Annotated in this window: 5 protein-coding genes; 4 read left to right on the top strand and 1 reads right to left on the bottom strand. The window is 64.1% G+C overall.

Features of this window, described 5'->3' with window-relative positions:
• The first annotated feature begins 18 nt into the window (after positions 1-18).
• From ACFVIV_RS02870 to ACFVIV_RS02855, 4 genes are all read left to right on the top strand, one after another.
• The gene (locus tag ACFVIV_RS02870) at positions 19-10572 is read left to right on the top strand and encodes an ADP-ribosyltransferase (RefSeq protein ID WP_379193042.1); all 10554 of its coding nucleotides are present in this window, start codon (positions 19-21) and stop codon (positions 10570-10572) included.
• Positions 10573-10662: 90 nt separating this feature from the next.
• Positions 10663-11154, top strand: coding sequence for a DUF6301 family protein (locus tag ACFVIV_RS02865; protein ID WP_379193041.1), 492 nt, complete (start codon positions 10663-10665; stop codon positions 11152-11154).
• Positions 11151-12092, top strand: coding sequence for a DUF6301 family protein (locus ACFVIV_RS02860; protein WP_379193040.1), 942 nt, complete (start codon positions 11151-11153; stop codon positions 12090-12092). The genes ACFVIV_RS02865 and ACFVIV_RS02860 overlap by 4 nt, the downstream gene beginning before the upstream one ends.
• 36 nt (positions 12093-12128) lie before the next feature.
• Positions 12129-12476: a toxin-antitoxin system YwqK family antitoxin gene (locus ACFVIV_RS02855; protein WP_379193039.1), complete on the top strand. Its 348-nt coding sequence runs from the start codon at positions 12129-12131 to the stop codon at positions 12474-12476.
• A gap of 9 nt (positions 12477-12485) precedes the next feature.
• Here ACFVIV_RS02855 and ACFVIV_RS02850 read toward each other — a convergent pair whose 3' ends face one another.
• Positions 12486-14186 (bottom strand): hypothetical protein, encoded by a 1701-nt coding sequence (locus ACFVIV_RS02850; RefSeq protein WP_379193038.1) that lies wholly within the window; start codon positions 14184-14186, stop codon positions 12486-12488.
• Positions 14187-14412 lie beyond the last annotated feature (226 nt).

The following is a 14412-nucleotide window of genomic DNA, read 5'->3' as shown; positions in this document are numbered from 1 at the left end:
TGACGGCTGAGGTCTGCTGTGGCGCTTGAGTTTCCGTCCTGGCTGGAGTGGCTGGAATGGGTCGTGGGATCCGATTGGCCGCACGGCAACGAGGATCTGATGTGGCAGATGGGCCGCGACCTCGAAACCGTTGCCAAACGAGTCGACAACCTGATCGACGATCTGGGCACGCTGATCAATGGCGTCAGTGACGCACTGCCGGAGGGTGCGGGCGGCGAGGGCATTCTGTCCTGGCTGGTTCCGCTGCGAGATGGCAACGGCGACGGCAAGAACGGCTCGCTGGCCGATTTCGCCGACAACTATCGTTCCCTGGCCAAGGCTGCGGACGGTATGGGCGACCAACTCCAATCCGCCAAGCTCAACTTCTATATCGCCGGCGCCTGGCTGGTCGCGGAGATGGCGTGGGCCGCAGCCTCCGGCCCGGCCGCACCGGCGGCGGAAGCGGGCGTTCTCGCCGCTGGTCGCATCCTGTTCAAGAAGCTCGGCGAGAAGCTGGCTCTTCGGATCGGCGGCGTTGTCGGCAAGTTCATCACCGACCCAGTCCTGAAGAAGATCGTCACCAAGCTCGTCTACGAGATCACCCAGGAAGCGGTCGTCGAGACCTTTCAGGGCACCTCGCAGGAGCTGCTCGTCCAGACCATCCAGAAGTCGCAGGGTCATATCGACTCCTACGACTGGAAGGCGGTCGGGACCAATGCCGCCATTTCCGCCTTCGCCGGCGGCGTAGGCGGTGGCACCGGCCTCGGTGTGGGCAATCTGCTCCCGACCACCGCGGGCCGTTTGAAGGGCATCACCAATGGCGCTATCACCGGTGCGACGGCGGGTGCGGCGGGCGCTGGGGCCGCCTGGCTGGGAAGTGGTGTCCTCACCGGCAACTGGGAGTTCGATCCGCGATCGCTGACCGGTGGCGCGCTGTCCGGCGCCGGGCCCAGCGCCATCTACGGCGCCAAGGGCATGTCGGATCTGAATGGAAACCCCGGTGGTATGCCTGACCCCACCGGCACCAGTACGACGGGCACGCCCGGTGACGGTGATTCCGGCGCACCGGGAAATGCTTCGCCGGACGGATCCACCGACAATCCGAACTCGGGCACCGATCCCGCGGGCAACCAGCAGACCAACGGCGCTCAGCCGAGCCCCGCGGGAACGACCGACAGCGATACCGGAACCGGCGGCGATACGAACACCGGGACCGATACCACCACCGGTGGCAATACCGATGCGACCGCACCGACCAACGGCAATGAATCCACGTCGCCGAACGACTCCGACGTCGGCTCGCGGAACGGTGAACAGTCGTCGGAGCCGCGTGCGGGGGATCCGAACTCCCCATCGGACAAGCCCACCGATTCGGAGCAAAGAGCTGGCGAATCACCGTCGACGACAGATGAATCCGCGCCCAACGGCAGAGACACCTCCAATCAGCCGAAGGTTGCGAACTCCGAGACGAATACGAATCTCACGGAGTCGGCCAACACCTCACAGGCGGCGCAGAGCAATACGGCGACCACTGGCGGAACTCAATCCGGTGGAGTGGCGCAGTCCGCGCCCAACGTATCCGGGGCCGGCTCACCATCCGCCAACACGACCACCGCCACGTCGGCACCGAACACTTCCACCACGTTGCCGACGAGCAGTTCCACAACCAACGTCGCCAATACGTCGACGGCCGCCAGCTCATCGACGGCTTCCAACTCATCGACCGCGGGTGAGACCCGGGCCAGCACTCCGAGCGACCCCAAAGTCGGTCCTGCCCGAGCGACACAGCTCGACGGCACCGCACCGCGCCCTGTCGCCGGACTCCCGTCCTCGCCGGGGCCGCAGATTTCCGCGGCGCGCGCTGCCGTCGGCGAACCCGGTGTGGATCCGGGAAACACGACCGCCCCGATGCAGGCGACGCGGACCGGTGTCGAGGTGCCCGACGCCAAACAGCAAGAGAGCAAGTCGAACTCGGCAACCGATCCGGTGGCGGCCGTGGTGCCGGTCATGCCGGTCGGCGCCAACTCGTCCCCGGACTCGCGAACCCAAACCTCGAACCGGACCAGACCGCCAACGGGTCCATCGGCGCCACCGGGCTCTCGCATGGGAACGGAACAGGGCCCGACGAACGCCGGGAAGCCCACGGCGCCAACACAAAGCAGCGCAACGACATCCGACGTGGATACCGCCGGAAGTCCGTCGAATGCCAGCCCTGCCCCGCATGTTGATGATCCCCAAACGCCAACCAGGATCGATCAATCCGAGCTCGACCTGGTGCCGGCCGACCAGACGTATGGGTCGCAGGACCCGCTGGTACCGCCGTGGCTCGACAACGGACCGTCGGAGCCCACCCCGCGGCGGAGCCTCGCGCGCCGCATTATCGATGCGTTGCTCGGCCGGTCAAACGTGGATTCGGATGCCCGCACCGCCGATACCCACAACGCGGATACCCGCACCGCACCGCCCGACAACGACGCGCCGCCCGCGCGGATACCAGCGGAGCAGCAGTCGCTGCCGCACGAGCCGCGATCACCGCAACTCACGCCACACCAGCAGAATCTGGTGGACGAGTATGCCCACACGAACAATCGGTCAGTCGCCGATGTCATGGCCGACATCAAGGCCGCCCGTCTGACTGTCGACGACACCGGGGTGCATGTCGTCACTCCCGACCACGTCGGTCCGGCCACCCGTGTCGACCGGTCGTATCTCGACACCTTGCTTCGGCAAAAGATCGGTGCGCACGGTCAACGCTTCGACAGCCTCAATCCGGACCAGTTCGAGCCCGGTTGTCCCGACGAGGAATTGCCCGGGCACCTCACCCGCGAGATGCCCGATGGTGCGCTCAACCGCGCCACGGTGCCGGTGGATCCAAAGCAGATCGATCTCAGCTATCCGGATGACGAGTACGACGTCGTGTGGCGCGATCGCTCGGAGGCCAGCGCGTTCCTGCGGCCGGACAATGCGTTGTTCCGCCTGGATTCTCGCGGTCCGGAAATCTTCGAAACCGGTTTCCAGCCTCGAAACCCGAAGCATTTCAATATCGCGGCGCACACCGGGCAGACCACCGACTCCGGATTCGTCTCGACCTCGAAGAGCCCCGAGCACGCAACCGTTCGCGAACTCGGTCATCTGCGCACCGAGATGCAGACGAACAGCTTGCGCAGATTGCCGGACGGCAACTTCGTACAGACCCGCTATGTGCACGAGCTCTATACCCCGCACGGCATCGACGTAGACGCCACGATCAACGATGCACGCGCCCACAACCCCATGATGTGGGCGCACGGCCACACCGAGGCCGAGGTCCTCCTTCCCGGCGGCGTCCGCAGCGACCAGATCTACCGGATCTGGCCTCGTGAGGTGATCGTCTCCCCCAGCGGCGAAATCCTGGACACCCGCATCGGTGACCCCATCGTCAACCCCCGGTTCGCCTACGCCGACAATCCGACCTTCCACTACACCCACAATCCCGAACAGTCCGCGCGTACACCCGAGAACACGGGCCCCACAACACATCCCGAGGGCGATGTGTTGCCGAATACGGATGACCCAGCATCCGTATCGCGCCCGCCCACCGGAATCGACCCGGCACAACGGGTTCCGAGGGATCCCGCAACCCCCGGGAATCCCTCCGGCCACTCCCCGACGACCGCCCACCTGCCGCAGAACCAGCAGGCACAGCAACCGACGACCGAACAGAATCCCGTCAATCCGTCCCTGCCAACGGATCCGACCGCACCGCAAAAGCTTTTCGAGTCGCCCTGGGCCACACCGGATACCGCACCCACCCGGACCACCCCGCCCCAGCAGGGCCAGCCGCTGCCCGCTCAGCAACAGCCGACCACGCACACACCATCGCATCCGGACAACACGGCACCGGTCAGCTCAGCACCGGCCAACCCGGCGGCACCCACACAATCCGCCCCCCATCCGAATCAGCCGACCCCGGCACACCAATCCCCGGTCAATCCGCAGGCGAATCAGCCGGCCCCAGCGCATCAGCCGCCGGTCAACCAGCAGACGACTCATCATCCACCGCAGCAGGCGCCCGGCAAGCCACCCAAGCCGAATGGCTGGCCAGGCAAGAACATTCACAATGTCGATACTGCCCGGAAGAACCTCAAGAAGTGGGTTCGCCTCATCAACGGCCCGGGTGTCATGTTCGCGGGCCGCAATATCAACTGCGTCCTGTGCTCGGACTCCTTCCTGCGCACCTGGTTCGGCCGACCCACCGAGGCCCCGGCGCTGAACGATCCATCGAAGCCACAGGGCCTCGGCCCGCAAGCCGTCGACAACCTCACCGGAGGAACCCGGGAGCCCACCACTTTCCAGAGAATCAAGGATCAGCTGCTACACCTGGGCCCCGGCTCCGCCGCCATGGTCCTCACCGACTGGGTCGACGCCAACGGCAAGCGCGTCGGCGGGCACGCCTACGTGGCCGTGAACCACAACGGCAAGGTGCTGTTCGTCGATCCGCAAACCGGCGAGGTCCACGGCTGGCCCCCGCGATTCCGCCCGGACGGAGTCGGCGCCACCCAGGCCGTGTTCCTCACCCCCGACGGCAAGCCCTTGCGCCCGCTCGCGGCACAGCCGAATACACCCGCACCGCAACAGCATCAGCCCCAGATCCCGGCTCAGCCCCCCACGCTGACACCGAGTCTGCGCAGCCGGTTCGAACAGATGCGAACCGTTATCACCGAGCTCGCGAAGGCCTTCCACACCCCCACCCGGGCGCACGAGATTCCCTATCTGCAAACGCAACTCGGCGCCCACCTCAACAGCCTCGGTCTATCGAACCCCGCCGCGAACCAAACCCCGTGGCAGCTGCTCGCCCAACACGACCCGGCCCTCGCCGAGTATCTCGCGAAATACCAGCACGACCTCCTTGCCAACACCAACACCAACCAAGACCCCACCGCGTTCGGCACCCCCGAGCCCGACGCCAACACGCCAGAGGGCGACCCCGCACCCCCGAACAGCGAAACTCCTGGATCTCCGTCATCGGATCAGAACGCCGCCGGACAGCCCTCGACCGACCAGGCCGGCACCACCAACGACAGTGTCGACGAGGTCATCGGAAGCGAGAACGACTCGACTGTCGACCACGCACCCGCGAATCCTCTCGATGACCTGAACTTCCCACACCCGTGGACCGTCCGGCAAGACCTGACCGCGCTGACGCCGGCAGAGTTCGCCGAGCTGCGCAGTTACGCGGTCGGCGGCTACAAGGCGGTCAACGACGCACTGCGCGGCAAAGGCCCGATGACCGAGGATATTGCCGAACGCATCGAACTATTGCGATCCGCGCTGAGCAAGGTTTCGCTGAATACGACCTACCGCGTCAGCCGTTCGACCGAAGCGACTGACCTCGGATTCACCACCTCCGCCGAAATCGACGAAAGCCTGATCGGTGAATGGCTGACCGAACCGGCCTTCATGTCGACCGCCGGTTTCAAGGATCCGCCGTATCTGTTCAAGCGGCAGGACCCCGTCATCCTGGACATCATCGTCCCGGAGGGCACGCCGGCGATCGCGTTCGACGAGGCCATCACCGAGTCCGACATGGTGATGAAGGAACGCGAACTGCTGCTGGCCGATGGGCTCGAGCTGCAGGTTTTCAACGTTCACTACGATACTGAACAGGGCGTGTGGCGGATTCAGGCCGTCGTCGCGGCCCCCGCCATCAACGAAGGAGCAGTAGATGAGCGCGCTGAGCGACGATCCGCTACAGATGCGCCGGATCAAAGTCTCGCCCGAGCGAATGACCCGGCAACGCCACGAGACGGAGAAGGTGCTCGGCCGGAAGCTGGCACCGTTCCCAGCGGAGATCGCGGCGTACAAGGCGGCCGGGAAAGAACCCCCGACGGAGTAAACCCTCCGAACAGCGACACCGGCAATCAAGACGGGACAACGGAAGACGGTCCCGTCGACAGCGACACCACCGACCAACCGGCCAAACAGCTGACCCATGACCACACCACGGCGCCGCTGACCAACGACGCCAAGCCGATCGCGGATCTGAACGAGCATCCGGGTGAGGTCAAGGTCGAGAACGAGCTGATCACCGAGATCAATGGTCGCCCGGTCGAAGAGCACGTCGACACAATGGCGTTGGACCGCGCGAACCAATTCCGCGCCGCGAACAAAGAGTTTTCGCAACAACCCGGTGAGGATCCGCGCAAAACGCAAAAGCGCGTGAAGAAAGCCCAGCAGGACGGCTCGTACGTTGGTCCGCGGTGGCACGGTGAAGTGTCAGCGGTTGTGCTCGACCGGCGCACCGGGATTGCCTATGAAGGCACCAACGGCGACGGCAGGAACGCCCTCGACGAAGAGTCCATACATCCGACGCTGCAACAGAACATCGACGCTATGGAGAGGGCCGGCGGGTACCCGGACCTGAATCGATTCGGCGATCCGGAGGATCCGGACAATCCCAATGCCACACGGCCACATCCGCACTTCGACGACCCATACGGGCACGCAGAGGTCAAAGCCGCCAATGAAGCATTGTGGGCCCGGGAGCGCGAGAACGAGCGCCGACTAACCGAGGGGCGCACGGACTTGCTTCCCACCGGACCGGAGGCGCTCGCGGAGCTGTATTCACAGACCTACAAGCCGTTCGTCAAGAACGGGCCGGTCGCCACTCCGTACTGCGCGAACTGCAATCACACCATGGGCGATGCGCCCAACCACAGTGGCAGGTACACCGGCTTCCCTCCGGACAGCAGCAATCTCGTCGACCGGTACACCACTCCGGTCGAGGAGAGCCTTGCGCCCGAAACTTCAAATCCTGAGCAGAACAACGAAACTCAGGACCAGGGCTCCGCCTCCCCGGACCAGGACGCCCCACCCCTGCCCCAGGTCCGGCACGGCGCCGACCGCACCGCCATCGGCACCGGTCCCGATATCGACCGCGTCTACCAGAACCTGCGCAACGAAGGCGCCCACGACGTCATCCTTCACACCGACCAGTACGGGCGGCCGATCGACTCCAACGGCAACCCCCTCACCGTCGAACAGGTCATCGAGGCCGTCCGCAACAACCCCGACTACAAACCCGGTACCCCAATACGCCTCATCTCCTGCCACTCCGGCAGCGACATCGGCTGGGCCCAGCAAATCGCCGATGCCTTCAACACCGCGGTTCTCGCCCCCACCGATATTGTCGGCGTCCGCAATGCCCCCAATTCCGAGGCCACCGTCAACAACGACACGCCTTGGCGCATCTTCCAGCCCACCCAAAAGGACGGCACCACACCCCAACCCGCCACCTGGATGCCAGACGTCCAGCCCGATGGCCCACTGCCAACCGACGCCCGCAACCAGGACGATTGGGACACCCTCGGCAAGACGCGAGGACCGGACGGCAAGCCGTACCGCGGTGATCAACCGATTCAGAATCCCAGGAGTGATTGGTATCAGGACATGCGTGCGGCCGCGCGTGAAGCCGACGCACGGGATCCCGATCTGGTCAAGCCCGCCGACCCGGGGAAGTACGAGCCGCCGAGTCGGCCCGAAGTGCCCAGATCGGATGATCCCGACAGCGCCAGGAAATTCGCCGAGGTACAGCGGCAGATCGATCCGCCTCCGAACCATCGGGCAGACCGGGATCATATCGATAATCGTGTAGTTCCCGAGACGACGCAGGAAGCCTATCGGAATCCGCTGGAACCATTGGTCCCGGAAGTAGACCATCGCGAACCGCCGAATGAAAGTCTGTTCCGGGGTGAGGATGGGCGTCTCCATATGGAAGGAGACCCGCCCAACAGTTGGCGCGACTACGAGGCCGATGAGCGCAAGGAAATAGGTCACCCGAACAGGCACCATCTACACAAGGATGGCGACACCGTCGGCACGTGGCAGCAATGGATGGGAAAGGATCGGTACCAGCTTCGCGGCGAAGAGGGTTTGGCGCCGGATCCGAAGACCAACGACAAGGTCGACGTAAAAGCCCAACATGAGAGGTCCGAGCCTCACACCGTCTGGAATGAGAAAACTGCCGAAGAAATTGCCAAGACCTCAAAGGAGCGGATCGAGAAGGGAGAGGAACGCAACGAGGTCGGCAAGGTTGTCAAGGATCTCATGGGAGAGTTCCACATCGAGTCCATTCATGACCTCAAAAAGAGCGAACTGAATGGTCTTATTCGACAGCTGGAGGCCCGGATCGATGATGACCTCAGCAAGAACCTGATAGATCAAAAAACGGCCGACGAGCTATATGCGAAGCTTGATCTATTGCAAGAAGGCGCGATCCGATACAACGAGCTCGGGCCAGAGCTGGTCGATCTGTCCAAAGTGATGGCCGAGCACGGTGGGCGTGACTGGGGCACCGATCCGACCAAGTGGCCGGGCGCCGTGGTGCTATCTCCCTACACTGGCGAGATCGATGGCAAGCCCACGTTCGATGGATCCGGGACTTTCGATATCATCGTTGCCGTACCGGCGTCGGAAGTGACCGGCGGCCGAACTCTCATATTGCTGATCGAATGCAAGGGCGTAGGTTCCGAAAAGGGATCCGCTAGCACTTCCGAGCACGGTCAAGTGCAACAGATGACGCCGGAGTACAAGGTTCGCACTGCGGCAATGGATGAGAATCTCAAACGAATCCTGCGTGAGCTTCCGGAAAGAATGATCGAGCGTGGCATCGATCCGGAAAGCACCGAAGGAAAAGATCTCATCAAGGTTCGCGATGAAATACTCCAGGCGCACAGCGAAGGCAAGCTGCACGATGAGTACGTGCTGGCCCACGCCTCGATCAATGGCGACATCACGATCAGCCACTACAGTCAGGATCGCGACGGGCTACGAGTGCCGATCCTCGATCTAGCCGGTTTCGTGAGGCCGCCCGCCACGGTGCAAGAAGTTGCCCTCGCCTTGGAACAGAACCTGGTTCGCGAGATTGACGAGACGCGCGAGAGAATACGCGAAGGCTTGGACGAACGCGGCCGGGAACTACTCGACCGAGCAATTGAACAGTATCGAGAAGGCCACACGCCTGCTGCCGACATGGCGGATTTGCAGGCAAAGCTCAACGCGTCAATTGAACTACTCCAGAGCCCGGACGCGCAAGAGCTCTCTCTCGAAGAACGGAGTCGAGAGCTATCCGCAGCGGCCGAGAACCTTGCGAAGCTGAAGAGCCTGGAGCTGGAGCGGGGAGCGGAACTACTACACGCTTCGAACCCCGACATCAACCCGTCGCTGGCCAAAGAGATTCTCGGTCCGGAGATTCTCGACAGCCACCGTGCCGCGACGGCCTATCTGGACGCGGCCACTCGGGATCTGGTTCGCGAAGCGGCTGATATCGCGCGTGAGTACCGGATTCAGGATCGGGCCGGGCGGGAGCTGTTCATCGGCTACACCCTGGGCCGGGTTCAGGAACTGGAGGGCGCCCTCGCCAAGGGCAAGGACGTGGATCTGGCGCAGCTGCAACGGGACTACGAACGCGTGCAAGGTGCGATCGCGTTCGAACGGGCCCAGGAAGCACATGCGCTCGAGGCCTTGGGTCTGCACCCCGACCACGCCCAACTGGCCCGAGACGTGCTCGAGGCGGAACGCGATCGCACGTTCAATCGGGCCAGCGACGTCTTCAGCCGAGAAATCGTGCGGCAAGCGGAAGCCAGGGTGCTCGAGGCCCGCGAGCCGATCGCGAAGGAACGCGAACGGGTAATCGAGAAGGCTCAGGAGCGCGTGCGCGAACTCGAGCTCGCCCGTGCGCAGGGTAAGGATCTGGAGCTGGCTCGGGTGCAGTCCGAGTACACGGAAGTCACCAAGCAGATCGCGAAGGACCGTGAAAGGGATGGCCGGGTCATCGACTCACTGGGCCTGGCGCGCGAACACGCGGAAATGGTCACCCGGGCGCTCGATACCCGGCACGCGGAGCCGCTGACCAAGGCGAGAGAAGCGCTCACCGCGGAAGTCTCGCGCCAGGCGACGGCAAGGGTCATCGAAGCGCGCGGACAGGACACGAGGGAACGCGAGCAGTTCATACAGCGCGCTCTCGAACATGCACGAGTGATGGAGGGAATCGTCGCGCAGGGGCAGACTCCCAACCTGGAAACCGTGCGGTCGGGCTACGCCGAGATCGTGCAGGAAATAGAGCGCGAACGGAAGAATGACGCCCGCGCCCTCGAACAACTCGGCCTCGCACGCGAGCATGAGCACATGGTGATGGGGATGCTCAACACCGAGCGCGCGGAGACGCTCGGCAAGGCCTTGGAACCGTATGCCAGAGAGCTCGATCGGCAGCAACCCAACCGCGCACTCGACCCACGCGAGATCGCCGCGCGCGCCGTTGATACCCGAGGTCTCGACGCTCGGGGGCAAGACGGCCGCGGCCTGGACCCACGCCCTGACGAGTCACGGACTCAGCCGCAGACGCCGCGGAACTCCACCCTCGAACGCCAACGAGAACTCGCCGCCGACCTTGCTCGACGAGGACTCTCCCCCGAGTTGATCGCGGTGCGTCTGACATTGGAACTGGGCCAGGCGCAATCAGCCGCCGAGGCCGTCCGCGCCCGAGTTACGGAGGCGGAACTTACCCGGACCCGGGCCCGTGAGATGGAAAGCCGTGGGATCGCAAGGGAGCGATGATCCAGATGACGCCCCGCGCCCGCGTTGGTCGCGCCTTCGAGGCTGTGGCACAGTCACACACGGCTACCCGGGGCAGATAGGGAGTACTGCATGAGAGAATGGCGAGCACTGACCGATACCGAGCTGGTTGAACTGGCCACCCGCCTGCGATCGCTCGAATGGTCGTGGAATTTGGCTGATGCACCGCAACTGGTGGCGGATTTCGGATGGAAACTCAACAACACTCTGTCCGAGTTGGTGAAGTTCGACAGCGGATTCGGGCGGTCGACCGGGAGCGTGTCCAGTTTGGGTGGGCGGGCCGCCGAGATCAGCGTCCAGGTCACCTCCTATGCCGAAGAGGATGCCGCTGGCAGGGCACGGATTGTTGATGCCTTCGCCGGTTATACCGCCGCATTGACCGACGCATTCGGTGCGCCGAGCGCTCGCATCCCCGGGAAATACCCCGAAATACGGTGGGTTCACGGGGAAACCACACTCCGGCTGATAGCCCTATCGGTGGCGGTGGATCTCGGTCTCATGACCAATGAGGGGCTGGCCCGTCACGACGAGATCGTCAGGCTTCAGGAACAGGGGCTGATTTGACCGGCTGGGACGAGTTCGCTGAACGCCTGGCCGAACAGCTGACCGCACTTCCCGACGGCGCGATCGTCACCATCGGCGGCAACCGGCCATCAGGGGCGTATGTCCAGTCGCAGGTCGTGCAATTAGAAGACGGCATCTGGGGTGAGTTTCTCGGTGATGCCCTCATCCAGGGCGACAGCATAGATGCCGACCCCGAGGTCATGACCGACGTCGGCTGGCAGCCACCAGGTAACGCCGATCACGGCAAGAACTGGTGGATCGAATTGCCATGGCCGGTCCCCTCTGCGATCTACCGCCGACTCGCGACCATGATCGTCACGGGATTCCGCGAATACCACCGGTTTCCCGATACGTCAGCGCTGAGCTATCACGCGTGGAACAGCATCGAGGGAAACCGTCCCATCGAACTGCACCTCGGCCTGCCCCGCGCACCCGACGCCGCCGAGACCGCTTCGGGCACTACACAATCCGAGCCCGCGCCCACTCGCGCGCGTCTACCCGAGGGTGTTCGTTTGCCCGACTGGACGGTACTCGAACCCGACGAAATCATGGCGCTGGCGACCAAGCTGATAGCTCTGGACCCAGCCTGGCGATTCGACCCAAACCTGGTAGCGGGAACATTCGGATGGCCGATGCGAACGGTCGCCCCCAACTACTTTCAACTCGATACCGGCCCGGAAACCGCCAAGGGCTATCTCTGGACAGAGGCCGAAACCCAAGGGCTGGAAGTCCCGATCAGCATGCCGGTACCCGACGACGACGAGCAACGACTCGACTATGTCTTTACCCTGCTGTCCCCCACCTTGAGCACGGCGCTGGGCCCGTCCGCCCTACCGCCCTCCACGCGCCCCGACGAAATCACCTGGGCCAACGACACCTACCGCCTCGACCTGATGCGGATGCCCGTGGACATCCGGTTGTTCCTCACCCCGCGCTAGTCTTATCGCCCCGTAGACCACCACTGAAGGACGAAGATGCAGAGGATTGACCGCAATCTCGACGGCGATCAGATCTCCATCGGAGATGATCTACGCCTCGAATACCAAGGTGAGCCGTTCACGGGCGAGGTGGTAGAGACCATCGGGGACGACCTTCTCTTCCAAGAGTTCTACGTGAACGGCATCAAGGACGGCCCGACCCGGGAGTGGTGGGCGGGCGGCCCACTCAAATCCGAGGGGGAGTTCCGGCGCGGACGCGTGTTCGGGACGTTTCGGGAATGGCATGACAATGGAGTTCAGGCATTGGAGCAGGAATTCAATGAGCGGGGACGGCTGGTGTCGTCCCGCGCCTGGGATGAAGAAGGCAATCCCATCGAGAAGTAAGATTCAGACCTATCTAGCCGTAGTCAGAGGAGGGCCGAACAAAGCGGCTGGATCGACGCCTTGCGCTATCGCCTCCGCCTGGGCGAGCTCACACGTCCAGAACAGCAGATCGTTGCCGGGCAGACTGGCGGACAACCTCGTGCCCGGATTGAATCGGATCAGGGTGCCCTCGCGGCTGCTGAGATTCAGTGCCACCTGCCCACCGTCGATCTGCTTGCGCAGCCATGGATTCGCATCGGGCGGCAGGAATGCGGGAGAGGTGTAGACGTCGAGGACGTGGTCGTAGCCATCCATGGGATAGGTCGGCCACTGTTTGCCTTCTGGGTCCGATGGGGACAGCACGATGTGCAGGGTGCAATCGGTGAGGACCTTCACGAAGTCGCCGATGTCGCGGTAGCCCATCAGGAGCCGGTACAGCGCCAGGTCGATATCGGTGGTCAATTCCAGGCCGCCGATGTACTCCCGTGTCGGGGTGAAGTTGGGGTTGACCCACCGCTCGGAGAATCCGCCTTGGCCGTCGGCCTTTATTCCGCCCTGGATGTTGTGGCGCTGCAACTGGGTCCGGTCCACATGCGGGTCTGCGAAGTACCGCCATTCGCCGGGATTGTGGCGTGACCACTCGATGTCGCCGGCGTCGGGCTCGGGCAGGGGGGCGCGGGCAAGGAAATTGAAGACGTGCAGGCGGTCGAAGCCGGGTGGGACCGCGAGTCTGGTCGGCGGCATGGTCGCCCACGTCAGGCCCTGAGGAATCCCGGAGGGCACGGTCGGTGCGACCGGATGGCGGCTTCGGTAGCTCATGGCGAAGTGTTCCGCGGCGAGGTCCGGCCCCAGTGACGACGAGGACTGCTCCACCACGCCGTCATCGCCGACGTAGAACCACGCTGCCCCGATTCGGGTTTCCTCCGTCGGCGCGTACACCCACCAGCCCAGTTCGAGACGTTGAGCGGCAAGACCATTGGGGGCGTAGACCGCCAGATCGATTCCGGTGTCGACCAAGTGCCGGGCGACGGCGTCCAGGGCTTGCTGCTCGGTCAGGCCGTCCACTCCGTCTACTACCGGAGCGGGGTTGGTCTCACTGGTCAATCCGGCCCGGACCAAAACGTCGTAGCCTCGGTCCACGTCCGCTTCGCCGGCATTGCAGGACAGGACGAATCCGCGGAGGGTCGCGCGATCCACGGTCTGGGTTTCGCATGCGCGCACCAGCCGGAATGCGGCATCACGCGCCCACTGGGCGGGGCCGTCGTCGTTGCCCTCTTCCTCCTCGTCATCTTCCAAGTCCGCGTCCCAGTCGTCGTCCTCGTCGACGCCCCAGGTAGGAGGAACATGGAACGACAACAGCTCTTCGGCCACGGCCCCGGTGGACTCGAAGCCCGGGAACATCGCGATCCATTCGCTTTCCAGCGCGGCGCGAGTGCCGCCCCACTGCTGGCCGTCCCACCACAGCAGCGGCTTGCCGTCCAAGCCGATCTGCCGCTCGGCCATTGCCTGGCCGACCCACTCGGGAGGCGCCGACGGGGCCAGGCCGAATTCGGCCAGCCACACCCCCCGGCCGTTGGGCAGCGGAAACAGGGCCGATGACGTCCGGCCGGGTGACGCGTACCAATACCCGTCCTTGACGGCGCCGGCCGAAGCGGCCCGGTCCACGGCCTTGCACACCGCCACCAGCGCCAACCAGCGCGCTCGCACCACCCGCAGCGACGGCAGACTCACTTCGACACCACTTCCCCAAGCTCAGAACGGCAGATCGTTACTCCGGCACCCCCTGGTTCCTCCCGGGCGCGAAGTCGACGATGCCACACACTGACAGGTTCGTCATTGTGGCAGACGCCCGTGAAGCGGCGACCTCCTGCCGTGCAATCGGACAAGCTACGTGAAAAAGTACTGATTAAGATCGTTCACGCCGGATATGGGGGAAGAACGCCGTCTATGAGCGCGA

This window comes from Nocardia sp. NPDC127526 (assembly GCF_042672265.1).
Lineage (GTDB): Bacteria > Actinomycetota > Actinomycetes > Mycobacteriales > Mycobacteriaceae > Nocardia.
Note: the sequence above shows the minus strand (reverse complement) of the source record. Positions and strands in the feature narration are given on the sequence as shown.

Excerpts from the sequence above, each read along its gene's own strand:
- ACFVIV_RS02855 (WP_379193039.1), top strand. The coding sequence starts at position 12,129 with ATGCAGAGGATTGACCGCAATCTCGACGGCGATCAGATCTCCATCGGA.
- ACFVIV_RS02865 (WP_379193041.1), top strand. The coding sequence starts at position 10,663 with ATGAGAGAATGGCGAGCACTGACCGATACCGAGCTGGTTGAACTGGCC.